At 38.9% G+C, this 25,415-nt stretch carries 23 protein-coding genes; 2 read left to right on the forward strand and 21 right to left on the reverse strand.

Going from position 1 to position 25,415, the window contains the following annotated elements; genetic code table 11:
• Position 1: 1 nt before the first annotated feature.
• The 11 genes from purH to IGJ03_RS07220 form a co-directional block, all read right to left on the reverse strand.
• Positions 2 to 1,588 (reverse strand): bifunctional phosphoribosylaminoimidazolecarboxamide formyltransferase/IMP cyclohydrolase, encoded by a 1,587-nt coding sequence (gene purH, locus IGJ03_RS07170; RefSeq protein ID WP_002397374.1) that lies wholly within the window; start codon positions 1,586 to 1,588, stop codon positions 2 to 4.
• On the reverse strand, positions 1,540 to 2,112 hold the full coding sequence (gene purN / locus IGJ03_RS07175; RefSeq protein ID WP_113848484.1) for a phosphoribosylglycinamide formyltransferase: 573 nt from the start codon (positions 2,110 to 2,112) through the stop codon (positions 1,540 to 1,542). The genes purH and purN overlap by 49 nt, the downstream gene beginning before the upstream one ends.
• Positions 2,109 to 3,140: a phosphoribosylformylglycinamidine cyclo-ligase gene (gene purM, locus IGJ03_RS07180; RefSeq protein ID WP_010825296.1), complete on the reverse strand. Its 1,032-nt coding sequence runs from the start codon at positions 3,138 to 3,140 to the stop codon at positions 2,109 to 2,111. Before purM ends, purN begins: the two co-directional genes overlap by 4 nt.
• Before the next feature lies 1 nt (position 3,141).
• Entirely contained in the window at positions 3,142 to 4,581 is a 1,440-nt protein-coding gene (purF, locus tag IGJ03_RS07185) for an amidophosphoribosyltransferase (protein WP_002394511.1), read from the reverse strand.
• Entirely contained in the window at positions 4,557 to 6,776 is a 2,220-nt protein-coding gene (purL, locus tag IGJ03_RS07190; RefSeq protein WP_095725372.1) for a phosphoribosylformylglycinamidine synthase subunit PurL, read from the reverse strand. The genes purF and purL overlap by 25 nt, the downstream gene beginning before the upstream one ends.
• The gene (gene purQ / locus IGJ03_RS07195) at positions 6,773 to 7,447 is read right to left on the reverse strand and encodes a phosphoribosylformylglycinamidine synthase subunit PurQ (RefSeq protein ID WP_010824717.1); all 675 of its coding nucleotides are present in this window, start codon (positions 7,445 to 7,447) and stop codon (positions 6,773 to 6,775) included. The genes purL and purQ overlap by 4 nt, the downstream gene beginning before the upstream one ends.
• Positions 7,448 to 7,699 carry a phosphoribosylformylglycinamidine synthase subunit PurS gene (gene purS / locus IGJ03_RS07200; RefSeq protein WP_002357271.1) on the reverse strand — a complete coding sequence of 84 codons (252 nt, stop codon included), beginning with the start codon at positions 7,697 to 7,699 and terminating at the stop codon, positions 7,448 to 7,450.
• Between the two features lie 13 nt (positions 7,700 to 7,712).
• On the reverse strand, positions 7,713 to 8,426 hold the full coding sequence (purC, locus tag IGJ03_RS07205; protein WP_010824718.1) for a phosphoribosylaminoimidazolesuccinocarboxamide synthase: 714 nt from the start codon (positions 8,424 to 8,426) through the stop codon (positions 7,713 to 7,715).
• Between the two features lie 151 nt (positions 8,427 to 8,577).
• Complete coding sequence (gene purK / locus IGJ03_RS07210; RefSeq protein ID WP_375804634.1) at positions 8,578 to 9,702, reverse strand: 5-(carboxyamino)imidazole ribonucleotide synthase; 1,125 nt, start codon at positions 9,700 to 9,702, stop codon at positions 8,578 to 8,580.
• The gene (gene purE, locus IGJ03_RS07215; RefSeq protein WP_002365766.1) at positions 9,695 to 10,183 is read right to left on the reverse strand and encodes a 5-(carboxyamino)imidazole ribonucleotide mutase; all 489 of its coding nucleotides are present in this window, start codon (positions 10,181 to 10,183) and stop codon (positions 9,695 to 9,697) included. The genes purK and purE overlap by 8 nt, the downstream gene beginning before the upstream one ends.
• Before the next feature lie 172 nt (positions 10,184 to 10,355).
• A complete protein-coding gene (locus tag IGJ03_RS07220; RefSeq protein WP_002357267.1) occupies positions 10,356 to 11,222 on the reverse strand; it encodes an SPFH domain-containing protein in 867 nt (288 codons plus the stop codon).
• Positions 11,223 to 11,371: 149 nt separating this feature from the next.
• Between IGJ03_RS07220 and IGJ03_RS07225 the strand changes: the two genes are divergently transcribed.
• On the forward strand, positions 11,372 to 12,247 hold the full coding sequence (locus tag IGJ03_RS07225) for an NAD(P)H-hydrate dehydratase (RefSeq protein ID WP_002365767.1): 876 nt from the start codon (positions 11,372 to 11,374) through the stop codon (positions 12,245 to 12,247).
• Between the two features lie 97 nt (positions 12,248 to 12,344).
• Here IGJ03_RS07225 and IGJ03_RS07230 read toward each other — a convergent pair whose 3' ends face one another.
• The 4 genes from IGJ03_RS07230 to IGJ03_RS07245 form a co-directional block, all read right to left on the reverse strand.
• Positions 12,345 to 13,985: a peptide ABC transporter substrate-binding protein gene (locus tag IGJ03_RS07230; RefSeq protein ID WP_002369267.1), complete on the reverse strand. Its 1,641-nt coding sequence runs from the start codon at positions 13,983 to 13,985 to the stop codon at positions 12,345 to 12,347.
• Between the two features lie 62 nt (positions 13,986 to 14,047).
• Positions 14,048 to 14,368 carry a cupin domain-containing protein gene (locus IGJ03_RS07235; protein ID WP_002369266.1) on the reverse strand — a complete coding sequence of 107 codons (321 nt, stop codon included), beginning with the start codon at positions 14,366 to 14,368 and terminating at the stop codon, positions 14,048 to 14,050.
• Positions 14,369 to 14,501: 133 nt separating this feature from the next.
• On the reverse strand, positions 14,502 to 15,521 hold the full coding sequence (locus IGJ03_RS07240) for a branched-chain amino acid aminotransferase (protein WP_002369265.1): 1,020 nt from the start codon (positions 15,519 to 15,521) through the stop codon (positions 14,502 to 14,504).
• A 190-nt stretch (positions 15,522 to 15,711) separates the two neighbouring features.
• Positions 15,712 to 16,164 carry a DUF2188 domain-containing protein gene (locus IGJ03_RS07245; RefSeq protein ID WP_002369264.1) on the reverse strand — a complete coding sequence of 151 codons (453 nt, stop codon included), beginning with the start codon at positions 16,162 to 16,164 and terminating at the stop codon, positions 15,712 to 15,714.
• A 178-nt stretch (positions 16,165 to 16,342) separates the two neighbouring features.
• Between IGJ03_RS07245 and IGJ03_RS07250 the strand changes: the two genes are divergently transcribed.
• Positions 16,343 to 16,954 carry a lipoprotein gene (locus IGJ03_RS07250; protein WP_002382413.1) on the forward strand — a complete coding sequence of 204 codons (612 nt, stop codon included), beginning with the start codon at positions 16,343 to 16,345 and terminating at the stop codon, positions 16,952 to 16,954.
• Between the two features lie 46 nt (positions 16,955 to 17,000).
• On the opposite strand, the gene IGJ03_RS07255 is transcribed toward IGJ03_RS07250, so the two are convergent.
• The 6 genes from IGJ03_RS07255 to IGJ03_RS07280 all read right to left on the reverse strand — a co-directional run bounded on the left by IGJ03_RS07255 (position 17,001) and on the right by IGJ03_RS07280 (position 25,407).
• Positions 17,001 to 17,645, reverse strand: coding sequence for a DUF998 domain-containing protein (locus IGJ03_RS07255; RefSeq protein WP_002369262.1), 645 nt, complete (start codon positions 17,643 to 17,645; stop codon positions 17,001 to 17,003).
• A gap of 120 nt (positions 17,646 to 17,765) precedes the next feature.
• Positions 17,766 to 18,920 (reverse strand): AI-2E family transporter, encoded by a 1,155-nt coding sequence (locus IGJ03_RS07260; RefSeq protein WP_002386882.1) that lies wholly within the window; start codon positions 18,918 to 18,920, stop codon positions 17,766 to 17,768.
• A gap of 240 nt (positions 18,921 to 19,160) precedes the next feature.
• Complete coding sequence (locus tag IGJ03_RS07265) at positions 19,161 to 23,135, reverse strand: endo-alpha-N-acetylgalactosaminidase family protein (RefSeq protein WP_002386883.1); 3,975 nt, start codon at positions 23,133 to 23,135, stop codon at positions 19,161 to 19,163.
• Positions 23,136 to 23,284: 149 nt separating this feature from the next.
• Positions 23,285 to 23,692: a PTS sugar transporter subunit IIA gene (locus tag IGJ03_RS07270; protein WP_002361967.1), complete on the reverse strand. Its 408-nt coding sequence runs from the start codon at positions 23,690 to 23,692 to the stop codon at positions 23,285 to 23,287.
• 19 nt (positions 23,693 to 23,711) lie between these two features.
• Positions 23,712 to 24,521 (reverse strand): PTS system mannose/fructose/sorbose family transporter subunit IID, encoded by an 810-nt coding sequence (locus tag IGJ03_RS07275; protein WP_002357254.1) that lies wholly within the window; start codon positions 24,519 to 24,521, stop codon positions 23,712 to 23,714.
• On the reverse strand, positions 24,508 to 25,407 hold the full coding sequence (locus tag IGJ03_RS07280) for a PTS mannose/fructose/sorbose/N-acetylgalactosamine transporter subunit IIC (RefSeq protein WP_002357253.1): 900 nt from the start codon (positions 25,405 to 25,407) through the stop codon (positions 24,508 to 24,510). Before IGJ03_RS07280 ends, IGJ03_RS07275 begins: the two co-directional genes overlap by 14 nt.
• Between the last annotated feature and the right edge of the window lie 8 nt (positions 25,408 to 25,415).

The raw sequence follows: 25,415 nt of genomic DNA on the forward strand, positions 1-25,415 counted from the left end.
ATTAATGTTTGAAATGACGAGTCCCAGTAAAAATCATCGCAATACCATAATGATTCGCTAGATCGATTGATGCTTGGTCTTTAATGCTCCCGCCTGGCTGAATAATTGCTTGAATGCCATGTTGTGCAGCATATTCCACGCTATCTGCCATAGGGAAAAAGGCATCACTTGCTAAGACGGCCCCTTGTAATTTTCCAGCTGCTTGGGCTTGATCAACTGCAATTTTTACTGAACCAATTCGATTCATTTGACCAGCGCCAATCCCCACCGTTTGGCTTTTATTGGCTAAAACAATAGCGTTTGATTTTACATGCTTGACTGCTTTCCAAGCAAAGTTCAATGCGTCTCTTTCAGCTGGTGTGGGTTGGCGCTCTGTAACTACTTGCCATGCTTGTTCATTTTCAACAACTGTATCTTGTTCTTGAATTAATAACCCGCCCATAACAGAAACTAATTCCGCCGCTTTTTTTTCTTGAGCATGAAAATCTAACGTTAACAAACGAAGATTCTTTTTCTGAGACAACAGTGCCAGAGCTTCTTCCTCAAAACTAGGCGCAATAATTATCTCTAAAAAGATTTGATGCATTTCAGCCGCAGTCGCTTGGTCCACTGGACGATTCAAAACAACAATGCCACCAAAAATTGAAACTGGATCTGCTTCAAATGCCTGACGATAGGCTGCCAAAATCGTTTTTCCTGTTCCAATTCCACATGGGTTCATATGTTTAACAGCGACGACCGTTGGTTCTGTAAACTCGCTAGCAATCCGGAGTGCTGCATCAGCATCTCGAATATTGTTATATGAAAGTTCTTTGCCATGAAGTTGTCGAGCGGAAGCAATGGATAATGATACAGGTACAACGGATTGATAAAAGGTGGCCTGTTGATGGCTATTTTCGCCATAACGCAATGTTTGCTTACGTTCATAAGTAAGCGTCTGTTTCTCTGGTTCAGTTTCACCCACTTGCGTCGTTAAATAGTCAGCGATAAGCGCGTCATAAGCAGCAGTATGACGAAAGACTTTTGCTGCTAATCTTTTTCTAGTGGCTAACTGGCTAGTTCCAGTGCTGCTAATTTCACTTAATACCTGTTCATAATCACTAGGATCAACCACTGCTGTTACGTCTTGATAATTTTTTGCCGCTGAACGTAACATGCTAGGACCCCCAATATCAATCATTTCAATTGCTTCTGTTTCAGAGATCGCTGGTTTTAAAATTGTTTCTTTAAATGGATAAAGATTCACTACTACAAGGTCAATAAAATGAATGCCTTGTTCAGTCAGTGCTTTTTGATGCGCTTGGTTTCCCCTTTTTGCCAAAAGTCCGCCATGGATATTCGGATGTAACGTTTTGACACGGCCATCTAACATTTCTGGAAAGCCAGTGATGTCGTCAATAGCAAGTGTCGGTACCCCCGCTTCTTCTAAGACAGTCCTTGTTCCCCCAGTGGAGATAATTTCAAAGCCATTTGCAACTAAGCCTGCTGCAAATGTTGTCACTCCTGTTTTGTCTGAAACGCTAATCAATGCTCTTTTGGTCATTTCATTGTCTCCTTTACAATTTGTGAAATTATTTTTGGGTACCATTCGTGCTCAAGAGCATGAATTTTCTCTGCTAATGTGTCCAATGTATCTTCAGTATCAATCTTGGTGGTTGTTTGAAAAATAATCGGTCCTGTATCAACTCCAGAGTCAACATAATGGATAGTGATTCCTGTTATTTTCACTCCATAATGAAATGCCTCTTCAATTCCGTGAAGACCTGGAAAACTAGGTAATAGAGAAGGATGAATATTGACGATTCTCTTTGGATAAGCCTCCAGTAAAGTCTTGCCGATAATTCTCAAATAACCAGCTAACACGATTAAATCGATCTGATGCTCTTTTAAATGTTTCAATACTTGTTCCTCATATTGCTCACGAGATGAAAAATCAGATGGCGAAAAGCAAACAACGGGAATCTTGCGTTTTTGGGCACGGGTCAATACGTAGGCTTCAGGCTGATCACAAAAGACTAAGCTCAACTGCCCTGCGATTTTTTTCTGGGAAAAAGCTGCAGCAATCGCCTCAAAATTGCTACCATTGCCAGATGCAAAAACAGCTATCTTCATAAGGCTTCCTTAAAAATAACGGCTTTCGTTTTCCTAGGTACCAAACGACCAATTTCAAAAGCTTCTGGCAAAAGCTCCTGAACTTTTTCAACATGCTCTGGACTCACCGCTAAAATCATCCCTAAGCCCATATTGAAAATTTCATACATTTCTTCAGGTGGAATTTCACCGTATTTTTGAATCAATTTAAAAATTGGTAGCACTGGCCAACTATTTAATTGAATCTCTGCAGCTAATGAAGAAGAAAACATTCTTGGTAGATTTTCTAAAAACCCGCCGCCAGTAATATGCGCAGCCCCATGCACGAGTCCTGCTTTTAACAATGGCAATAATTCCTTCACATAAATTTTTGTTGGTGTTAATAATTCTTCCCCTAACGTTTTGGGTGCCAATTCTGGAAGCTTGTCCGTTGTTTTAAACGAATGTTTCTTAAAAAAAACATTTCTTACTAAAGAGTAACCATTAGAATGAAGACCACTTGAAGGAAGACCAATCAAGAAATCGCCTTCTTTTACGTTACTTGGAGTCAAGAGTTGACTTTTCTCAGCAATACCCACGGCAAAACCAGCCACGTCATAAGCATCTGCTTCATACATATCAGGCATTTCAGCTGTTTCGCCCCCAATTAAGGCTGCATTCGCCTCACAACAGCCAGCCGCAACACCCGCAACAATTGCTTCAACTTTAGCTGGATTAACGGTCCCTAACGCTAAATAATCTAAAAAATATAACGGTTCGGCGCCTTGTGCGACGACATCATTGACACACATTGCTACACAATCAATTCCGATTGTCTCGTGTTTCTGTTCTTCAATTGCCAAGAGTAACTTTGTGCCTACGCCATCCGTTCCTGATACCAAAACTGGTTCTTTAAGCTTGTAACTACTTAAATCAAAACAACCACCAAAACCACCAAGCATGCCCAACGTTCCCGTCCGTTGTGTCTTTTGGCTATGCTTTTGAATTCGTTCCACTACTTCGTATCCTGCCTCAACATTTACGCCAGCTTTTGAATAGGCATTTTCCATGTCAATTCCTCCTAGTTTCTTTTTTCAAGGATGCTTGATATTGTTCTTCATAATCATACAAAGGCGTTGGATAGTCTCCATTAAAGTAAGCCATACACAGCCCAGAATAAGGAGCATCATAATTTAATTGAATCCCATCAATCAGCCCTGCTTCACTCAAAAAAGCCAGCGAATCTGCGCCAATCTGCTCTTTGATCTCTTCAATTGAATAGTTTGCCGCAATTAGTTCGTCCCTTGTCTGTATATCAATGCCATAAAAACACGGATATTTTAATGGCGGTGAAGCAATTCTGACATGAACTTCTTGCGCTTCTGCTTCTTTTAATAAATGGATAATGCGCCGAATAGTGGTTCCGCGAACAATCGAATCATCTACTAAAACGACTTTTTTTCCTTTGACCACGCCACGAACTGCCGATAGTTTCATACGGACACCTTGTTCTCTTAATTCTTGTGTCGGCTGGATGAACGTTCGAGCGACATATTGATTTTTTACTAAACCTAGTTCGTAAGGTATCTGTGCTTCTTCTGCATAGCCGCTAGCTGCAGACAATGACGAGTTCGGTACCCCAATTACCATATCAGCTGCGACTGGACTTTCGATTGCCAAGTTCTTCCCCATTCTTTTACGAGCTGTATGCACATTAACTCCAGCAATATTTGAATCTGGTCGTGCAAAATAAATATATTCCATTGCGCAAATCGCCGGTTGGACTTCCGTAGTGAAAACCTCTATTTTCAAGCCTTCATCAGAAATGATGACTACTTCACCAGGCGCCACATCTTGAATAAAGCGAGCCCCAACTGTTTCTAATGCACACGTTTCGGATGCCACAACGTACGCCCCATTGTTCATTTGTCCGATGGAGAGAGGGCGAAAGCCATTGGGATCGAGTGCAGCAATCATCATCGTTTCTGTTAATAAAAGATAAGCAAAGCCCCCCTTAACCAAATTCAAGCTCTCTTTTAGTTTATCGAGAAACGAGGCAGCAGTGCTTTTTCGAATCAAGTGCATTAAAATTTCAGTGTCTGAATTAGAATGAAAAATAGCGCCTTCTCTTTCTAGTTGTTTTCGTAAACGCTTGGCATTTGTCAAATTGCCATTGTGTGCTAACCCAATTTGACTATCATAAAATTTAAATAAAAATGGCTGAATATTATCCACGCTACCCGTACCAGCGGTTGCATAGCGTACATGACCAATAGCCGCCGTTCCCTCTAACGCATTCAGTTGTTCTTGCTTTTGGAATACTTCTGCTAATAAACCTAAATCACGGTGGCCATCTAATTTCCCAGAATTGTTCGCCACAATTCCTGCACCTTCTTGGCCTCGATGCTGTAAGCTGTGTAAACCAAAATAGGTCACTTGTGCCGCATCAGGATGACCCCAAATACCAAAAATACCACACTCTTCATTTAAGCTTTTTGCTTCATAAGACATGGAATCGCATCCTCCCATAAGGCTTTGGCTTCTTTTGTTGAACAATTGATCACATCATCTAACGCATGAAGGACCAAACCAGTTTCAGTCACTTTCCCAATATGTTGAGCTTTTCTTCCGATAAGTGTTTCAAATGCTTCTTGATGCTGGGGACTAACTGAAAGAATAAAACGGGATTGCGTCTCCGCAAATAGATATTCTTTTTTTAATGGCAGTGTCACCTGTAACCCCAGTTCGTTAGCAAAAGCCGACTCGGCTAAAGCAACGGCAACGCCGCCTTCAGCGCAATCATGCGCGCTAGCAACTAGGCCTGCTTGAATTGCTTTTAAAACTAATTCTTGGTTTGCTTTTTCCTCTTTTAAATCAAATGAGCGTAATTGCCCTTCAATTCGACCCAGTTGCATTTTTTGAATTTCTGAGCCGTTAAAATCTGCGTGGGTTTCACCGATGAGATAAATTAAGTCATCCACTTGTTTAAACGCTTGTGTGGTAATTTGTGAAACATCTTCAATCACTCCCACCATGCCGATCATTGGCGTTGGATAAATGGCTTGACCATCTGTTTCATTGTAAAGAGAGACGTTCCCAGAAATCACGGGTGTTCCTAGCTGACGGCAAGCTGCGGCGATTCCATCCGCCGACGTCCATAATTCCCAAAAACTTTCTGGTTTATCAGGGGAACCATAATTCAAACAATCAGTGATAGCCAAAGGTTGTGCTCCACTTGCTACAATATTACGGGCTGCTTCTGCAACCGCAATTTGCCCACCAATTTCAGGATTTAAATACAAATAACGGCTATTACAATCTGTCGTCATCGCTAAGGCTTTATTGGTGCCCCGCACTCTTAAAACAGCTGCATCACTTCCTGGTTGCACCACTGTATTCGTTTGTACTTGACTATCATAGGTTTCGTAAACTGATTTTTTTGATGCAATCGTTGGCTGTTGCAATAGGCGTTTTAATAATTCCGTGCTATTCGTAATTTCTGGAATGAAGGGCGCTAATTTTTTAAAAGCACGCATCCGTTCTGGTTCTTGATAGGCTTTCTGGTAAACAGGTGCTTCTTCTGCTAAAGCATCTACTGGTACATCTGCGACTATTTTGCCACTGTGAAAGACACGATACTGTCCATCATCTGTTACGGATCCAATCGCTACCGCTTCTAAGTCATACGTTTGAAACAATTCACAAACTTGCTGTTCTGCTCCTTTTTCCACACAGATTAACATCCGCTCTTGGGACTCAGACAAGAGCATTTCATAGGGGCTCATCTGCGTCTCTCTCTGTGGAACTTTATCTAGCTCTAGAATCAAGCCTGAACCTGCTTTTGATGCCATTTCAGCACTTGAAGAAACCAAGCCAGCCGCCCCCATATCTTGGATGCCGATTAAAATATCTTGATGATTTTTGATTAAATCAAGACAAGCTTCCAATAATAATTTTTCCATAAACGGATCACCTACTTGTACCGCAGATCGTTGCTGTTCTTCACCTTCACTAAATTCTTCTGAAGCAAAGGTCGCACCATGAATTCCATCTCGTCCTGTTTTCGCACCTACGTAAAGAATACTATTTCCGACGCCTTTTGCTTGGCCTTTTTGAATCTCATCATGACGAATCAATCCCACACACATAGCATTGACAAGTGGGTTTCCTTGATAACATGGCTCAAAAGCAATTTCGCCGCCAACGGTTGGAATACCAATACAATTTCCATAACCGCTAATCCCCGCCACAACTTCTTGAAACAAATAACGTGTTCGTGCATCCGTCAGTTCGCCAAATCTTAGCGAATCCAGTAAAGCAATCGGCCGCGCCCCCATACTGAAAATATCGCGAATAATTCCACCAACGCCTGTAGCTGCTCCTTCGTAAGGTTCTACTGCAGAAGGATGATTATGGCTCTCTGCTTTAAAAACAACAGCTAATCCGTCACCAATATCGACAATCCCAGCTCCTTCACCAGGGCCTTGAAGCACTTGTGGCCCTTCCGTCGGAAACTTTTTTAAAACGGGCTTGGAATTTTTGTAAGAGCAATGTTCACTCCACATCACGGAGAATAAGCCAGTTTCTGTATAATTAGGTTCTCTTTGCAAAATGGTCTCAATCTGATGATATTCTTCATCTGTTAGTCCCCATTCTGCATACAACCGTGTCTCCTTGATTTCTTTTGGTGTTGGTTCATTCATCATTGGCTTAATTCCTTTCCAAAGTTTTTAATGATTGAAGCAAAAAAGCTGCGTCCATCTGTTGAACCTAACAATTCTTCCATCGCTCGTTCCGGATGAGGCATCATTCCTAGAACATTGCCCTGTTCATTACAAATACCAGCAATATTCGCAAGACTACCGTTCACCTTTTCTTGATACGTAAAAACAATTTGGTTCTTTTCTTTCAGCTCTTGCAACGTTTTTTCATCACAATAGTAATTCCCTTCGCCATGTGCTACTGGTAAATGTATCGAAACATTTTCAGGATACTCGCTTGTAAACTTTGTGTGCGTATTCACTTTCAATGGGACACTTTTACAAATAAAACGAAGCGAATCATTTCTTAACAACGTACCAGGAAGCAAGCCAATTTCTGTTAAAATTTGAAAGCCATTACAAGTACCAAAAACCATTTTGCCTTCTGTAGCAAAGCGAATCACCTCATTGATAATTGGCGAAAACCGAGCAATTGCACCACAACGTAAGTAATCGCCATAAGAAAAACCACCAGGCAACAATACGCCATCAAATTTTGCTAAAGAAGTGGCATCGTGTCGGACAAATTCTGCATCGATGCCCATCACCTCTTTGACAGCCCACAATAAGTCTGCATCACAATTGGATCCTGGAAAAACAATCACTGCCAATTTCATTTAAATTTCCTCCAAAGATAAAATTTCAAAACGATAGGATTCCATATTTACATTGGCTAATAGTTGATCACAAATTTGTTCAATTTTCTCTTCAATTGCTTCTGTCTGCTGGACGTGCATTTCAAAATACTTACCGACACGGATTTCGGCTACTTCTGTAAAACCAAGCCGATGGACTGCTTCCTTAACCGCTTCACCTTGGGGATCCAAAATTGATTCTTTATACGTAACATAGACTTTGACAAAATACATACGCGCTTCCTCCTCAATTAGCTGTTAGTAAACGTTGTAAAACTTCTTCATATACAGGAACTATTTCTCCTAATTCACGGCGATAAACATCTTTATCCAGATGTTCGTTTGTGTTTAAATCCCATAGACGACAGGTGTCTGGAGAAATTTCATCTGCCAGTAACAATTGATTGGCCTTCGTCCGACCAATCTCGATTTTAAAATCGATCAAACAAATATTGAGGCGTTGAAAGAGTTGACTAAGCGCCTGATTAATTTGTAAAGCCAATGCTTTAATCTCCACAATTTCAGCAGGAGTGGCTACTTTTAGAAATTGAATATGGTCTTCGTTAATAAAAGGATCATCCAGACGATCTTCTTTGTAATAAAATTCAATAATGGGCGTCACTAATTTAGTGCCCTCTTCAATCGCTAAACGTTTTGAAAAACTTCCTGCCGCATAATTACGTACGACAACTTCCAAAGGAATCATTTCTACGGCCTGAATTAATTGTTCGTGTTCAGATACTTTTTTGATAAAATGATTGGGAATCTTCTGTTGCTGTAAATGTTCAAAAATTAGACTAGTGATTTGATTATTCAAAGCGCCTTTCCCAAGAACTTTGTCTTTTTTTTGACCATTTAAAGCTGTTGCTTGATCAAGATATTCCACAAAAAGAACCGCTGCATTTTCTGTTTGATACAAATTCTTCGCTTTTCCTGTATACACAAGTGCTTTCTTTTCCATTCTTTCCCTCTTCTCGTTAGCTTCATGAACCCTATTCTTTCTAAGTCAGCTGATTTACATCAGACAAAAACTTACATTAGTTACAAAAAAACAATAATCGTTCGTGTTTGTCGAATGTAAAAATAAAAAACTTGCTTGGAGCAAGCATTTATTAAGTTACGTTCCAAATACCAACAGTCTCAATTTCCTTTAACGTTTCTGATAAGCAAGGTGTTGTAATGGTGACGTGGCCCATTTTTCTGCCCACTTTTGATTCGGCTTTTCCATAGTAATGGACTTGCCAAGTGGGTTTTGACGTGCATAACTGGTAGCTTTTTTCTAAGTGTTCGCCTAGGAGATTCACCATAACCACTGGTTGAAGTAACTGGGGTAACCCAATGCCCCAATTGCTAATCCCTCGAATATGCGCATCAAATTGACTAAATGAGCAAGCTTCAATAGAGTAATGACCTGAGTTATGAGGCCGTGGCGCTAATTCATTGACGTACAACTCTTCTGAATCCGTTAAAAACAGTTCGATAGCTAAAACCCCAGATAAATTTAATTCCTCAGCAATGTGTTGCGCCAATTCCGCTGCTTTTTGTTGCACATTCTCAGAAATTCGAGCTGGCACAATTGATTCATGCAAGATATTCTTTCGATGAACGTTTTCAGATACAGGAAAGCTTTGGTAACCATGCTTATTCCCTGCAACGATGATTGAAAGTTCTTTAGTGAAAGGCACCCACTTTTCTAATTCACAAGTGGCGTTAGCTAATAATTCAGTCGCTTGGAAGAAATCCTCTGCGCATTTTAAGACGATCTGTCCTTTTCCATCGTATCCACCTTGAATAGTTTTTAAGACACATGGAAAACCAATCTTTTCTATTGCTTGTGGCAGCTCTTTCTGGCTTTTTACTTCCGCAAAAGGGGCAATCTTACAGCCAATCGATTGAAGAAACGTTTTTTCAAGCAATCGATTTTGAGTAATTTTTAACAATTCTGTTCCTTGTGGCAACTTTTCTAGTGGAATGGCCTTTTCTAGGGAGGCCACTTCAATATTTTCAAATTCATAGGTGATCACATCGCTTAACTCTGCTAGTTCAGTTAAAGCAGATATCTGATCAAAGGCTGCCACAATTTGACGGTCAGCTACTTGACCAGCTGGACTATTGAGCGTTGGGTCCAACACAATCATTTGGAAACCCATTTTTTTACCACTCATGACTAGCATTCGCCCTAACTGTCCCCCACCTATAATGCCAATAGTTGCTCCTACTTTTAAAGGTTTATTCAAGTTGTTCCCCACTTTCCATAACCGCTTTTTCCAATGATTGTCGTCTTGCTTGGATTCTTTCTGCTAACTGTAAATCATCAATACTTAGTATTTCTGCAGCTAATAACCCAGCATTGGTAGCACCTGCTGAGCCAATCGCAGTTGTTGCTACAGGAACTCCCCCTGGCATCTGCACAATAGACAACAGTGAATCAATACCGTTTAACGTTCGTGTTTTAACTGGAACACCAATGACAGGTAAGGTTGTCTTTGCAGCTACCATCCCTGGTAAATGGGCCGCTCCACCAGCGCCAGCGATAATAACCTTCAATCCTTTTGTTCGTGATTCCTCTGCAAAACGAAACATCAAGTCAGGGGTCCTATGTGCTGATATCACTCGTTTTTCATAAGGAATTTTCAACTCTTCCAACACAAGACAAGCAGCTTTCATCGTTGCCCAGTCTGAGGTACTTCCCATAATCACAGCGACTAATGGTTTCATGAATGTAATAACTCCTTCCGCCTTTTTTCACTGTTATTCTAACAATGAGAAAAAGAGATGTCAAAGAAAAACCGAAATATTATAGATTAAAATTATATAATGTTCGTGTTTATCAAAAAAAGAGTCATCGGAAAGATGACTCTTTTTTGCTATTTTTAGCGTTGCTTCCTCTTTAAGAAGAAACGTCGCCTGTATTAATAACTGGTTGTGTGCCCTTATCAGTAATGATTGAGACTAGTAAATTATTAATAAGTTGTACTTTTCGTTCATCGGTAAAATTAATTTCTTGCCCTTCTTCAATCTGTTCTAAGGCCATTTGTGTCATGCTTACCGCACCTTCAACAATTGTTTGTCGAGCCGCTAAGATTGCTTTTGCTTGCTGTCTTTGCAACATGGAGCTAGCTATTTCAGTTGCATAAGCTAAATGATTCAACCGTGTTTCGATAACCTCTACACCAGCCACTGCTAAGCGTTCTTGCAATTCTTTGGTTAACTCCTCGGAAATTTGTTCGGTATTTCCTCGCAGAGTTACATCATTATCTGAAAAAGTGTCATAAGGATATTGTGTTGCTACATGCCGGATTGCCGTTTCACTTTGAATTTCCACAAAGTCTTGATAATAATCGACATTAAATAACGCCTTAGCTGTATCGACTACCCGAAAAACGATGACCGCAGAGATTTCGATTGGATTCCCGTCAGAGTCATTGACTTTTAATAGAGAACTATTGAAATTTCGCACTTTCAAAGAAATGTTCATTTTTTGCGTAAATGGAATGGTAATAAACAACCCATTTTCTTTAATCGTACCTAAGTAGCGACCAAAAAATAAAATAGCTTTCGCCTGGTTGGGACTAACAATGGTTAAGGAACTTAAAAATAAAATAGCCCCAACTAACAAAATAATACCTAAAACAACAAGAACACCATTGGTATGACTCGCTCCATAAATAAATAAACCAATTCCCGCAATTAAAATAACTAATAAGCTCGCAATTCCTACGTAGCCACTCATATAAAATGTTTTTTTCTCTTCCATCTGTTTCACTCTCCTAACTCATTTATCTGGTCCTTATTATACACCTCATTGCCTTCAATAGAGTAACTTTTAACATTAAATAAACTGATTTTTTCGGGGCTCTTGTAGTATACTGAGAACAAAGAAATCCCAAGAAAAGGAGTGATAGAATGCGCTATTTAAGCAAGGACATTTTAGAGGAAGTCATCACTCAACGCCCCTCTGACTCTTATAAAAGTAATTTTGGGCGTGTTGTATTAATCGGAGGAAACCGACAATATGGCGGAGCCATCATCATGAGTACCGAAGCGTGTATCAATAGTGGCGCTGGTCTCACCACTGTGATTACTGATGTTAAAAATCACGGGCCTTTACATGCAAGATGCCCAGAAGCGATGGTCGTGGGCTTTGAAGAAACAGTCCTTCTGACGAACGTCGTAGAGCAAGCGGATGTTATTTTAATTGGTCCAGGTTTAGGCTTAGATGCTACTGCACAACAAATATTAAAGATGGTACTCGCCCAACATCAAAAACAACAATGGTTAATTATCGATGGCTCAGCAATTACCCTGTTTAGCCAAGGCAATTTTTCCCTTACCTATCCTGAAAAAGTTGTTTTCACACCTCATCAAATGGAATGGCAACGTTTGAGTCACTTACCTATCGAGCAACAAACACTGGCAAATAACCAGCGCCAACAAGCAAAATTAGGCAGTACGATTGTTTTAAAAAGTCATCGCACCACAATTTTCCACGCAGGAGAACCTTTTCAAAATACAGGTGGCAACCCTGGGATGGCTACTGGCGGAACTGGGGATACCTTGGCTGGCATCATTGCTGGTTTTTTAGCTCAGTTTAAGCCGACAATTGAAACCATTGCTGGCGCCGTCTACTTACACAGTCTCATTGGAGATGATTTGGCCAAAACTGACTATGTTGTTTTACCAACGAAAATTAGTCAAGCCTTGCCGACATATATGAAAAAATATGCCCAGCCCCACACTGCACCTGATTCTGAACTATTAGAACAGAAGCGTTCGAGATAAAACCCGAAAAGGCTAAATGGTGACAAATTTTGGGTTAAAAAGCAGGATTTAAGCCTGGGCCGAAAATCAAAAGCGATTTTCAGCCCAGGCTCTCTTTTTATTTTTCCTTATAAACATTTTTTAACGTTAATGGAGCGCCAAAGGTATGAAAATTCAAGCCTTTGACTTTATCATTTTGCAGGACTGTTTGTTCATTTTGGCTAAGTGGAATCATGCCAGCAGTCGTTTCAATCACTTCTTTTTCAGCTGCAATCAGTGTCGCCCATCTTTTTTCTGGCTCTAAGGCATAGGTTGTGGCTGCTTCATCTAATAATTTGTCATAGACAGGGTTCTGATAATTGCGATCATTGCCCTTGTATAAAGTCATCAGGGTAGAAATAGGGTCTTGATAGTCTGGTGTCCAGTAAATTAAGAATAAATCATAGTCACTTTCTCGCCCAAAGTTCAATGCAGCTTCAGTCGGCAATGCGGTTAGCTCTATTGTCAAACCAGGAAACAATTCTTGTAGCGAGCCTTGCAAACTTTCACCAATTTTTTTGTAAGAACCATCATCTGTTACCATCAATTCAACGTTAACCTTTTCTCCTAATTCTGCTTGTGCTTTTTTCCAATAACTTTGCGCTTTTTCTTTGTTATAAACCATTAAATTACCTGCTTCTTGACGAAAATCGAGACCCGTTGTGGGATTCGCCACAAAGCCTTCCGTAATCGCACCATGTAGCGCTTTAGAACCATCTGCAATAATATTATTGACTAGATTTTCTTTATCTATTCCTAAAGCCAATGCTTTACGCAGGTTTTCGTTTGCAAGCGGCGTTGCTTGCCCTTTCCGTTTTTGATTTAAGCGCAAATAGTTCATTGTCGCTGTTGGATACGAATGATACAACGTATTATTTTTATTCTGTTGCGCCAGTTCACCACTTAGTGTAGCCACATCTAATTGTCCATCTTCAAAAAGATTCAATGCGGTAGATGTTTCTTTGATAACTGTATAATTGATAATGTCTGAGCGCACGTTCTGGTGATCCCAATAGCGATTATTTTTTGCTAGTTGCCAGTCCATCTTTGTTTGCTGCCAATCTTTTACCACGAACGGACCATTATAGACGACTTTATCACTAGCAGTTCCATAGTCCGCACCAAATTGTTCGACTACTTTTTGATTTTGCGGGAAAAATGTCGGAAAAGCTAACAAGGACGTAAAGTACGGTTTTGGCTCTTTGAGCGTCACCTTTAATGTATAATCATCCACAGCTGTGACACCTAGTTCATTGGGTGCTAATTTCCCCGCTGAGATTTCTGCACCATTTTGAATTGTTTCAACGATGAGGAAGCTATAAACAAAGCCGTTTTTAGGATCAATCATTTTTTTCCAAGCATATTCAAAATCATGTGCTGTGACAGGATCATCGTTACTCCAAACCGCTTCTTTTCTCAAAGAAATCGTGTAGGTTTTTCCATCTTCTGAAATCATCGGCAATGCTTTTGCTACGGCTGGTACCAATTGGTCTTGTTCATCTAAACTATATAACCCTTCAAACGCTGCAGTTTGGACAATAGCATCTGGAAAATCCAATAATACAGAGGTGTTGAGCGTTGTTAATTCCGAGGGTGACATCAGTTGAACGGCTTCTTTGGTATTTTTCTGTTTCTTTTTATTTTCATTTTTATTGGTACACCCAGCTAAAAATCCTACCAATAAAATACAAACCATTGTGATTTTTAAATACTTTTTCATCTTCTTTCTCCTATAACTCTTCATTTTTTTATGCTCTTACTTACAGAAAGACAGCTCCCCTTTTATTTTGTCCTTTCCACAAGCATCCAGACAACGACCGCTGGCTCCAACCCATTATTATAATTAATGTGCCCCTCACCAGCTTCAATTAATTGGGCTTGTCCAGCTTTTCCAACTAAGTCTTGACCATCTTCTAAAATCGTATGTGCTTCGCCAGAAATCACATAAGAATATTCATCCTGTTCATGGCGAGCATATCCAGCTAAAGGCCGTTTTTCACCAGGTTGTAATGTAATAATGCCCATTTGAACTTGTGCATTTGGTTGGTTTTCTTTATCAAAAAAAATCGTCATTTCTTCTGATTCTGCTGATTTAATAAGCAATAGCTTCCCCTCCTTTTTTAAATCTTGTATCTTCCATTATTCCTTTAAATAGAATCAAAGTCAATCTTTTTATAGAAAATTCTGAATATTCTACACAAAAAAAGAGAGCATGAATTCTCTCTCTTTTGTCTCTTTAAACTTTTACAATCCAGCCTTCTGGCGCTTCTTTGTCACCAAACTGTATGCCAACCAGTTCATCATATAGTTGCTTAGTCACTGGTCCAACTTCCGTTTCACTATAAAATACATGGAAATCTGTGCCGTTTTGAATCCCACCAATAGGAGAAATAATCGCCGCTGTGCCACAAGCACCCGCTTCGGAGAAGTCCGCTAATCGATCAATGTAAACGTCTCCTTCAAGCGCCGTCATCCCTAAACGTTCTTTTGCTAGCGTCAATAATGAATATTTAGTAATACTTGGCAAAATAGACGCTGATTTCGGCGTAATAAAAGTACCATCTTTGGTTATGCCAAAGAAATTGGCTGCACCAACTTCTTCAATTTTCGTATGCGTATACGGATCTAAATAAATGCAATCACTAAATTCTTTCTCATGTGCTTCTGCACCTGGTAAAAGACTAGCTGCATAATTGCCCCCCACTTTAGCTGCCCCAGTTCCTCGACCCGCTGCTCGATCATATTCAGAAACGATAAAGTTGGTTGGTGCTAAACCATTTTTAAAATACGAACCAACCGGCACGCAAAAAATAGAAAAAATGTATTCTTTGGCAGGTGCTACGCCAATATTATCGCCGACACCAATCATATAAGGGCGAAGATACAACGTACCGCCCGTTCCATATGGCGGTAAATAAGCAAGGTTGGCTTTCACCACTTCTTGGCATGCAGAAACAAAGGTTTCTACTGGCACTTGTGGCATCAGTAGACGCGCACAACTTTTTTGTAGCCGTTTGGCATTTTCATCTGGACGAAACAAATTGACAGAACCATCTGCACATTGATACGCTTTTAATCCTTCAAAACATTGTTGGCCATAATGTAGAGCAGGCGAACCTTCACTAATCGTTAACTGATTGTTATCTGTTAGCGTGCCTTCTTCCCACTTGCCATCTCGCCAATAACTAATATAACGAAAGGGCGTTTTAATGTAAGAAAATCCTAAATTATTCCAATCAAGATTGGCTTTTTCCATTGTCGTAGCACCTCAATTATTTTGATTTTTTATCTTAATTAGTGTAATTGTACCCACCAAAAACTAGAAAAGCAAGTCTTATTCTCATTCTTAACTTTTGTTATTTTTTCTTACTTGTCCATTTCTCCCTCGCAAAAAAACCTTGATAACCGTTTCTTGAATTGCAACGGAATATCAAGGTTTCGAAAAATTATTCAGTATACTCTTTGGTTTCTTGTAACGTACCATCTTGCTTATAGATTTTCAGCTTTGTTTGCTTATTCCGAGCAATTTCTTGGGCTCGTTCAATCGCCTCTTGTTTGTGGGTAAATGTATTACTTGCTTTTTCAGCGCTGTCTGAAATCACCAACCATTGGCCGTCTTTATATTTAACGTTGACAGCCGCCGTTAATAATTTTCCCGCATGTTTATCCTGTTTATGCGAATCTTGTTTCGTAGGATTTGCTTCTTGTTCAAATGCCTTTTTGTCTGCTGCACTTGCCTCTTGATACCATTTCTCCGCTTGACTAATCGCAATTGGAATGGCGCGATCATCAGGGTAGCCATCCGCAAGCAACGCATTGCCAATATCTATCGCTTTTTTCCGAATCAAAGGTGCTAAATTTTTCATTGATGTAGGATAATCATTCATATTCCAAGGCATCAAAATCTCCTCCTTAAATTCTGTCTATTACTAGCTTACTACAGAAAAGGAACATTTGAAAAAGAAATGATTACTTTGAATATTTCCTGAACCTTCTTGAGAGAATAAGCCTAATTTCCCATTAGCCAAACTTCTCAATCTTTGAGTGTATGATTACTCATTTCCCTTTGAATCAGTTATGATAAAGGAAGAAATAAATAAATTTTTTGGAGGGATTTTCATGAAAATGTCTAAAGTACTCACCACTGTTTTGACGGCAACTGCTGCTCTTGTGTTGCTTAGTGCTTGTTCATCTGATAAAAAAACAGATAGTAGTTCTAGTAGCAAAGAAACAGCTAATTCAAGTACAGAAGTAGTCTCTGGTGCTTCAATTAGTGCCAAGCCTGAAGAGCTCGAAATGGCGTTAAGTGATAAAGGAAATTGGATTGTCGCAGCTACTGACAATGTCACTTTTGATAAAGAGGTAACAGTTGCTGGTACTTTCCATGATAAGGGGAAAGATTCCAACGATGTCTATCGTAAATTAGCACTTTATTCCCAAGATGATAATAAAAAAGTAACTGCTGAATATGAAATCACGGTTCCTAAGCTAATCGTTTCTTCTGAAAATTTCAACATCGTTCACGGGACTGTCAAAGGTGATATTGAGGTGAAAGCAAATGGCTTTACTTTAAATGGTACCAAAGTTAATGGCAATATTACTTTTGATAAACAAGAATACAAAGATTCTGCTGACTTAGAAAAAGATGGTGCCACTGTTACTGGTGAAGTCACCGTAGCCAATAATTAAGTTATTACCAGACAATTTTAACTAGTAAAAAACCAATGACAAATGTTCAATCAAATTTGTCATTGGTTTTAGTTTGTAAACACAGTGCCAGCATTGGTAGATAATTACAAAATGAACTCACTCTTTGCCATAAGCCTAAATAATTAAATGGTTTTACCTGTTGCAACTGTGGAATCCTTGCTAAGCCATATAAGCCGGCTGCAAGCATACATAAAATAAACAAAAAGCCAAAAAGGTTTTTATTTTTTTGCGAACCGTATTTACTGTAGATAATGGTTAAGACGCCTGATAACAACAAAAAGCCTGTATAACCGACTGCTGATCCTCCGTTATGAAGCGCGGCAGCAACTGTGCCAGCGCTTGAAGTGTCTACGCTGAAGAGCCCACTGAAAATACAATCAAATAAACCATAAGCGCCAATCATTGCCACTACTAACCAAGCACCTTTTTTCGTTTTTCTGGAAAAAATAGCATATATCCTAGGTAAACTTGCTAACATCAACATTCCCGCAATGATAGTTAACCGATTAAAGTTTTCCCTAACTGGACTATTCACATCACCTAATAAGCTAATTACTTCTGTCAATTGATTGTAACCTTGATCTTTGAATCCGACATAATAAGGTGTAAAAAAATCAAGTAAGACCCCTAAAACTAAAAAATAGCCGCCATATTTTTTTAAAAACTGCATCTATTCACCTCAATTTTGATTTTTTATTTACTTTAAGTATAGCATATCAAAAATTCCAAATAATTAAACTTTCTTTTCCACTAAAAAACTTTTCGTCAACGCGCGACGAAAAGTTTTACTTTAGGATTCAATAGAATCTACAATCTTATCATTTTCTTTTGATTCATTTAGCCACTCCGAGACAATAATTTTAATGATTGCAGCAACAGGAACTGCTAAAAACATCCCTAAGACGCCGAAGTACGCTCCCCCAATCGTGATTGAAACAATAATTAAAATCGGATTGACATTTAGGGCATCTCCCATAATTCGAGGACCAATAATATTGCCGTCAATTTGTTGTAAAATTAATAAAACTAGTAACACCGTAATTGCTTGAGTAACACCACCTGTGAAAAGCGTAATCACACCAGCAACAATTGACGCAAAAATCGAACCAAAATAAGGAATCATATTACAAATACCTAATAAAATCCCCAAAGTCACAGCAAATTTCACATTCAAAATACTTAACAAAATCGTTGATGAAACGCCAATTATACAAGCATCAAGAAATTGGCAGCTGATAAATTTATAGAAAATTTTATTCGTTGTATTTAACCAAGTTTGTGTTTGCTTGTACACTTTTTCAGACAGCAATTTGTGGGCAGCCTTTTCAACAAATGTCAAAATAGATTGCTTAAATACCAGCGCATATATTGAGATAATCAACGTCAAAAATGCATTTAAAAAGAATGATGAAACATTTTTAGTCAACGTTCCTAATGAAAACAACGCTTGTGTCCATTGATTTAAAAAACGTTCTGGCGACAAATCTTTAAGGACACTATTTAAATATTTTTCAATCGCGGCTGTTTTTAAAATCCCTTTATCTTCTAAACTCATTACAAACTGAACCATGTGATCATAAAAAGTGGGTAAAGAGTTTGCTAAATCTACTAAATTACTAATGAGTAGCGGAACGATATAGTTTAATGTCAAAACAAAAATAAACAAAATAATCAGGTACAAAAGGAGTACGCTCAAGCCGTGTTTCGCTTTTTTAACGACTGGTAAAGGAACTCTTTCTAGTAATCCCTCGATTTTTTTCTGACTTCCACTCAATAAATAAGCAATCACAAACCCAGTAATGAATGGGGATAAGATGCCTAATAAACCCGAAACACTATGGACAAAGTGCTGATAATTCGTGATTAATAAATAGCCAACAATCAGCGCCATTACAAATAAAAAGCGGACAACCCAGTAATTCCAATCAACATTGTATTTCTTCAATCACTTCACCTCTAAATAAATTATGCCTATCATTGTAATTGTAAACGATTTGTGGCAAAAGGCAAGTTTGTCCATTCGTTCTTGATGAAATACACAAAGAAGCCTGACACTTTAAAAAATGTGTCGGTTTATTCTGCAGTATAAAAATGAGGCACTAGACCTTGCTTCTTTTCATAAAAGAAGCAACTTGGGCTACAAGTACGTTTAACTTGTAGACCAAGTTGCTTAGATAGACTAAATTTATTTTTTTGATTCCACTGTGACCGTAAAGTTATCCATAATGAAATCTTTATCGGCACCTGTTGTAAAAATACCAAACGTAGTGTTTCCTGAAGCATCCCCAATTATTTCTGCTTCATAATGCTTGGTTTGACCATCTGCTGCTGTCGAAGTTAACTCACCGACTGGCTTAAAGTCATTGTTATTTTTCAACTCCCCATTAATGGTCCCAGCAGTAAAGACATTTTCACCATCAGTTTGATAATCAAATTGGACCGTATATTTCTTGTTCGGTTCAAATTTAATATTTTGCGGAATTGTTTGAAGCATCAATCCTGCTCCTTGTTTATGGGCTTTCAAGGACCAGTTGCCTTCTAATACATCTGAAACAAGGTTTCCATTCCAACCATATTGTGTGTAAGGTTCATTTCTTTCTGATAAATGAATCCGTGGATCTTCTACACCACCAGCTGAGCCTTTAACAAACGGATATAACCCAACTGCTTGTGTGTCTTCAAAATCTTGCTTAATAACTGTTTGTTTGTCTGGGTTCATGATATCCGTTTGACGCTCAACAATTCGTAAATCATCAAATTTTGTAACGGAATTGCCTTTATCAACCGCTAATGTCACCGAGCCTTTTTTGGCATTATCTGGGATTTCAAAATCAATTCGCATATTTTGCATATACTGCGGATTTTTCCTGCTTGTATGGTTAATATCTGCCTGAATGTAGTTTTGGGCAACCGAATTATTCACTGTCCGCGTATATTTCTTACCACCAATTTTAACAGTTACTGTGGCTTTACGATCATGTGTTTCTGTGTTTAGATACAAACTATATTTTCCTGGTTTAGGAAGATTGATATCTTGTTTGATTTCGGTTCTTTCTTTTTCTGAACTAAAGACATAATCACCATTGGCATCTTTTTTAACCTCTCCATCACCTCGGAAAACTTTCCAGTTATTTTTTAAGGTATTGGCTTCATTAAATCCAGGATCTTTAAATGGTGTTCCTGTTCCAAATGTCATCGGTTCAATACTGTCAGGTTCAGCAATGACATACGGTGTATTAGCCTCGGCTTGGATGGTCACTTGGTTATTTGTAGTGGCAATTGCGCCTTTGTCAATACGCCCTTGATCTGTTAATTCATATAAATGTAAATTCGTTTTTCCTTGCATTTTCTTATCCAATGACCAAGTGCTGGTACCGCCTTTTGGATTCCAGTGATATAGTTTGTCTTGACCATTGACATTCCAAGGCAGTAGATACGCATCACCTTTTAGAACTTCTGTCTCATTTAACGTAATGCTTCTTGGCGAATTAGCATCTGCTTGAGTAACGGTCACTTTTTCAGCACCGTTCGCTAATTTAATTGTGCCATAGATTTGACCATCTGCTGCTGTTGTAGTTTCCCAGTTTGTAATTTGGTAATGTTGTAAGAACTTAGTTGGGACATTAATGGCAAAAGTTTTTTGGCGATAGGTATTAAAATTGGTTTTACCCACCCAACCTTCATAGGCTTCAAATTCAGCTCCACCTAACAAAGGGTTGTCGGAAATAATCCAAGTGTCTTTTTGATGATTCCGAATAAAACGAACGATTGTACTGTTAAAGCCTTTCGTTGTTGTACCGCCGTAATCTTTTTCTGCAGACCAATGGTTCCAAACCGAGTCATACTCTAAAGCATTCGGAAATTCATTGGTTGTAAACCAACCGAGTGAATTAATTTCTTTACTTAGTTGACGACTTGCCCAACCTGATTCGCCTTGGTTGCCCCAAACATCAACATAAATATAATCTAGATTCGGTGCTTTTTGTTTTAATTCTTTAAAGCGCTCATAGCGACGACCACTCAATGTATCGGGTCTTTGTTTAATAAAATAAGACGGATCTAACCAATCCCAGCCACGCTTCGTTGGATCAACTAATTCCTCATTAAATCCTTTTGCTTCTGGGTAAGACTCGGTGTCATTAATATGCACACCGAAAACGGCATTTAATTTATGTCCTTCATCAATTAATTGATTCAACGCTTGTTCCCCACCAGGTCGCTGACCAATAGCACCGTAATCTGGATGCGCAGAATCATGTCCTTCATTTTGATACCCTTTTAGTAAATTCATTTGTCCTAATCCATCTGTTAAATTGTAAATACGTTTTGATTCGTCTAACGTCACTAAGAATGGGTTTGTCGCCTGACTAGCAAAGTTAAAAGGAATCCGTTGGTTGACTAATTCAGGGACTTTTTCCGCACCCATTGGGTTATTCATAATTGAACGGAACCCAATTGCCGCATCTTGCCAATCCACCCGATTGTCGTCGTTGCTATCTTTTGAGAATTTAACTTTCACTTCTGGCGTTTCTCCAGTTGTGTAATCTTCCGGTGCATCAAATGGTCGATAGGTCCATGCCCCACTTGACAAGGTTGTTACAAAACCAGTCGCCGCTTCTTTTGTTTGTTTATGGATTCGATTGTTGTCACTACCATCGACAGAGCCGTCTCCATAGGCGTTCGTCCAAAAACTTGCAGCATAATTCGCCGTATTTAAGAAACCATACATATATTTTTTCGTTTCTTCTTGGCTTGTTGTAGTTAAATCTTGGATAGTATCACCATTTTTATTTCCGTTATTTGCATTTGTCCCAGTATTCATCACAACGCCAGCAAAAGTCGCCCCTTCATCTGTACTATTGACAGAAATCAAGCCTTGATTTGGAATTGAAATTGTGTGTATTTTGGTTCCTTCTTCACGAATATCTGAGAGTTTCATAGCTAATTCTTGGCCTTCGGAAACAGTCAATGTCGTTGTGAAACGCAAACCAATTTCTGGGACAGCTACGTTATAAACGGCTTGATTTGCTTCACTCTTCTGTTTTTCAGCAGTTGCTTTATATGCTTTGCCATCAATCATTACTTGGTCAATTTTCTCGTGTTGGCCATTAAAAATCACTTGATTACTCTGAGGGTCTTCGTAGCGAATAATTCGTGGAAATTGTGGATCAACCACGGCTGTTAAATCTGCGGAAGAGATTTTGTCGCCTTTTTCAGCTTCATTGTCTTTAGCAACAACAATGCTGGCTTTTGCTTTGATGTTTGTATTTTCCAAAGTACCGTCGACTTCAAAAGTTCCTGGTTCTTTATATGCATCAGGATCGATTTCATTCCAACGGACTGCTTCATTGGCTTCTTTACCAGTATTATAGGTCACTTTTACTTGTTTCGGTAATTTTGGTGCGACACCAATTTTTGTAAAAACTTTGACTGGCGCAATTTGTGTCACTTCTGGCACAATTTCTGGAATGCTATCTACGGGGCCATTTTTAAAATAGTCATAATTGACAATTTTTTTGTCGTACCACAAACGGACACCCACATGTCCGGCTTCTGTTGGAATTTTGTCTCCATTGGCCAAAACAGGTTCTCCTTCGTAAATCAACGTGGTGTTAAGCCAGATAGTAATTTTTTCACCAACATAACGTACTTTCAACAAATAATTCGTATCTTCATTTAACGTTGGCCCAGAAATTGAATCATTCCACGAATTAGGGCTTTCAACTAACCATTTGCCATTCGCGTTATAGCCTACAAAAACCCAGCTATCTTTGGTATTACCACGTATAATCACACCCGTTCGACCGCTTCCAGCAGTGTATTTAAACTTTGTTTCTACTTCACCATCAGCTAATTTAGGGGAATCTAAATTTAAAGATACGGCATTATTACCTGCTGCTGCATCTCGTGAAATCGCCAATGACTCTCCCGCTAATTCTCGATTTGTTTTACCAATCACATCTTGCCACTCACCAGTTTTCCCTCCTGGAAAATCAGATTGCCACAATTTTTCTTCTGTTGCGGTAGGTTCCACCATTGATGAGCTTGTTTCAGTGCTGCTGTTTGTTGTTTCTTCTGCAGACGTACTTAATGGTACTAAAATCGTTGCGCTTGCCAATAGTGTCAATGTACTAAATCGTTTTATTTTTCCATGTTTCATCTGATAAATCAGCCCCCTAACATTTTTGAACACGCTTTCATTATTAACAATTAAAGGGGCGTTCCAAAAATAAATTCTTTTATTTTTGGAACGTCCATCTCTAAATCATTCTCTTAAAAACTGTAATAGCTTACGACGACAAGTCAGAATTATTCATCCTCATCATCTACTGCAACATTTAGCAGCAATTCGTTGACTTTCACAATACTTTCTGCTGATTCCTTAACATAGTCACCTTCGATCGCTAATAAACTTGCATTTACATAGCTGATAACCATCGGTAAATTCATCCCAGTATATAAGTCAAACGAAGCACCTTGCATAATTTTTTTGGATAAAATATTACAAGGTGTCCCCCCTAGTAGATCAGCAAAGACAACAAAATCTTCTAGCGATTCCGTAATCGCTTCAAATTTTTCTAAAAAGTCAGCTTCACCTTCTTCTGGTAATAAAGCAACAGTGGAAATTGTTTCTTGCGGTCCCATAATCATCTCCGCACTTTTTTTCAATTCCTCGCAAAAACGGCCATGACTTACTAAAACTAAATGTTCACTCATCGATTTTCTCCTGTCTTACTTATTTTGAAATAACACCTAACGCAGACAATGCGACACAGACAATTAATACGATAAAAATGGCTTTAGTAGACGTCATATTCTTTTTACCTAGCATCCAATAAACGCCACCGACAATTCCTGCAGGAAGTAGACGTGGTAAAATCATATCCAAGTTATTTTGCATGTTAAGTGTTACATCCCCAATACTTGGTGCCCATGATAGTTTGACATTAACCATCGTTGCCACTAAAGCGCCAACCATGAAGACCCCTAGTAAAGTTGCAGCGTCTGTTAAGGCAGTTAAGCGGTGTTGCATAGTTGTTACCAAAGAAATTCCTTCGCGATACGCAAATTCCAATTGTTTCCAACGGAAGACCATCACGGCAATTTGAGCAACAATCCAGATAAAGATACCAGTTGGGTTACCATTAATCGCCATGTTGGCAGCTAGCGCCCCAAAAATAGTTGGAATTAAAGCTGCGAAAATTGAATCCCCAATTGCTGCAAACGGTCCCATTAAACCAGTTTTCAAACCTGAAACTGTTTGTTTTCCAGCAATGCCTTCTTTTTCTTCAATGGCCAAATCGATCCCTGTAATAATTGTATTAAAGAAGTTTGAAGTATTGAAAAATTGCGTGTGTGTTTTCATTACTTCTTTTAATTCAGGCGTATCATCCCCATAAATTTTACGCAATTGCGGCAAAATCGTATACAAGTAACCTGATCCTTGCATTCTTTCGTAGTTCCAACCTAATTGGAAAGTAAACAAGCTTCTGCGATTAATTTGTTTAAAATCTTCTTTCGTCAATTTATAATTAGATTTCGTCATCTTCAATCTCTCCTTCGTCTGAATCATTCGCTGCATGTTCTTTTTTGGCTGCTGGCCCACTCGGAATCATTTGACCATTTTTGTAGCTAATTGCGGCTAAAGCGAAACCAATTAAAGCGACTGCTAACATTGGTAGTGCGTTAAATACACCACTGAAGTCTTTCACAACGCTCGCAACAGATGTTCCTAAAAGTTGCATGTTTGTAAAGATTGTTCCTAGTAAAGCAGTTACAGTAAAACCAAGAATTAAATAAGGGAAATGTTTTTTCACTGGTAAGTAACGTAGTAAAATTGCAAAACCGACCGCTGGTAAGACCGCCCCAGCAACAGACAAGCCATCACCTAACCATTTCAAATCGCCATTTAGGACAGATACAACTTTTTGTACTAAACCACCACCAAAAGCAAGTGCTAAGAAGACTGGAATCATTCGAGAAAGAGACCAAGGTAAGGCACCCATTAAGAAGTTACGTTCAATTCCTTTGTAGTTCATATCTTCGACCATTTTATCAATCCGATGTGCAAAGTAGGTATTCGCAAAACGAGCCAAAATGTCTAATTGAATCATTAAACTAGCAACTGGTACTGCAATAGCAGCGATTGCTTGTTCAGGGTTCATTCCTAAAGACACAGAAAATGCTGTGGCAAGAATCGTGCCTGAGTTAGCATCAATTTTGGAGGCACCCCCGAAAGTCCCAACTCCTAATACAGTTAATTGCATACTTCCACCAATAATAAGTCCTGCTTTAATATCCCCCATCACTAATCCTGCAAAAAGACCTGCAAACACTGGCGCACTTAATGAAGAATAAATTTGTAATTCATCTAAAATTTGGTATCCTGCGTATAATGTTAATAATAAGATCTGCCACCATAAGATATTCATTTTTTGTT

It is taken from the genome of Enterococcus sp. DIV1315a, assembly GCF_051712325.1.
Classification (GTDB): domain Bacteria; phylum Bacillota; class Bacilli; order Lactobacillales; family Enterococcaceae; genus Enterococcus; species Enterococcus faecalis.

Excerpts from the sequence above, each read along its gene's own strand:
- purS (WP_002357271.1), bottom strand. The coding sequence starts at position 7,699 with ATGTATTTTGTCAAAGTCTATGTTACGTATAAAGAATCAATTTTGGAT.
- IGJ03_RS07220 (WP_002357267.1), bottom strand. The coding sequence starts at position 11,222 with ATGGAAGAGAAAAAAACATTTTATATGAGTGGCTACGTAGGAATTGCG.
- purL (WP_095725372.1), bottom strand. The coding sequence starts at position 6,776 with ATGATGAATGAACCAACACCAAAAGAAATCAAGGAGACACGGTTGTAT.
- purQ (WP_010824717.1), bottom strand. The coding sequence starts at position 7,447 with ATGAAATTGGCAGTGATTGTTTTTCCAGGATCCAATTGTGATGCAGAC.
- purE (WP_002365766.1), bottom strand. The coding sequence starts at position 10,183 with ATGAAACCATTAGTCGCTGTGATTATGGGAAGTACCTCAGACTGGGCA.
- IGJ03_RS07270 (WP_002361967.1), bottom strand. The coding sequence starts at position 23,692 with ATGAGTGAACATTTAGTTTTAGTAAGTCATGGCCGTTTTTGCGAGGAA.
- IGJ03_RS07250 (WP_002382413.1), top strand. The coding sequence starts at position 16,343 with ATGATAAAGGAAGAAATAAATAAATTTTTTGGAGGGATTTTCATGAAA.
- IGJ03_RS07255 (WP_002369262.1), bottom strand. The coding sequence starts at position 17,645 with ATGCAGTTTTTAAAAAAATATGGCGGCTATTTTTTAGTTTTAGGGGTC.
- purM (WP_010825296.1), bottom strand. The coding sequence starts at position 3,140 with ATGGAAAATGCCTATTCAAAAGCTGGCGTAAATGTTGAGGCAGGATAC.
- purF (WP_002394511.1), bottom strand. The coding sequence starts at position 4,581 with ATGTCTTATGAAGCAAAAAGCTTAAATGAAGAGTGTGGTATTTTTGGT.
- purC (WP_010824718.1), bottom strand. The coding sequence starts at position 8,426 with ATGGAAAAGAAAGCACTTGTGTATACAGGAAAAGCGAAGAATTTGTAT.
- IGJ03_RS07275 (WP_002357254.1), bottom strand. The coding sequence starts at position 24,521 with ATGACGAAATCTAATTATAAATTGACGAAAGAAGATTTTAAACAAATT.
- purN (WP_113848484.1), bottom strand. The coding sequence starts at position 2,112 with ATGAAGATAGCTGTTTTTGCATCTGGCAATGGTAGCAATTTTGAGGCG.
- purH (WP_002397374.1), bottom strand. The coding sequence starts at position 1,588 with ATGGTACCCAAAAATAATTTCACAAATTGTAAAGGAGACAATGAAATG.
- IGJ03_RS07245 (WP_002369264.1), bottom strand. The coding sequence starts at position 16,164 with ATGCCTTGGAATATGAATGATTATCCTACATCAATGAAAAATTTAGCA.
- IGJ03_RS07240 (WP_002369265.1), bottom strand. The coding sequence starts at position 15,521 with ATGGAAAAAGCCAATCTTGATTGGAATAATTTAGGATTTTCTTACATT.
- IGJ03_RS07225 (WP_002365767.1), top strand. The coding sequence starts at position 11,372 with ATGCGCTATTTAAGCAAGGACATTTTAGAGGAAGTCATCACTCAACGC.
- IGJ03_RS07280 (WP_002357253.1), bottom strand. The coding sequence starts at position 25,407 with ATGAATATCTTATGGTGGCAGATCTTATTATTAACATTATACGCAGGA.
- IGJ03_RS07265 (WP_002386883.1), bottom strand. The coding sequence starts at position 23,135 with ATGAAACATGGAAAAATAAAACGATTTAGTACATTGACACTATTGGCA.
- IGJ03_RS07230 (WP_002369267.1), bottom strand. The coding sequence starts at position 13,985 with ATGAAAAAGTATTTAAAAATCACAATGGTTTGTATTTTATTGGTAGGA.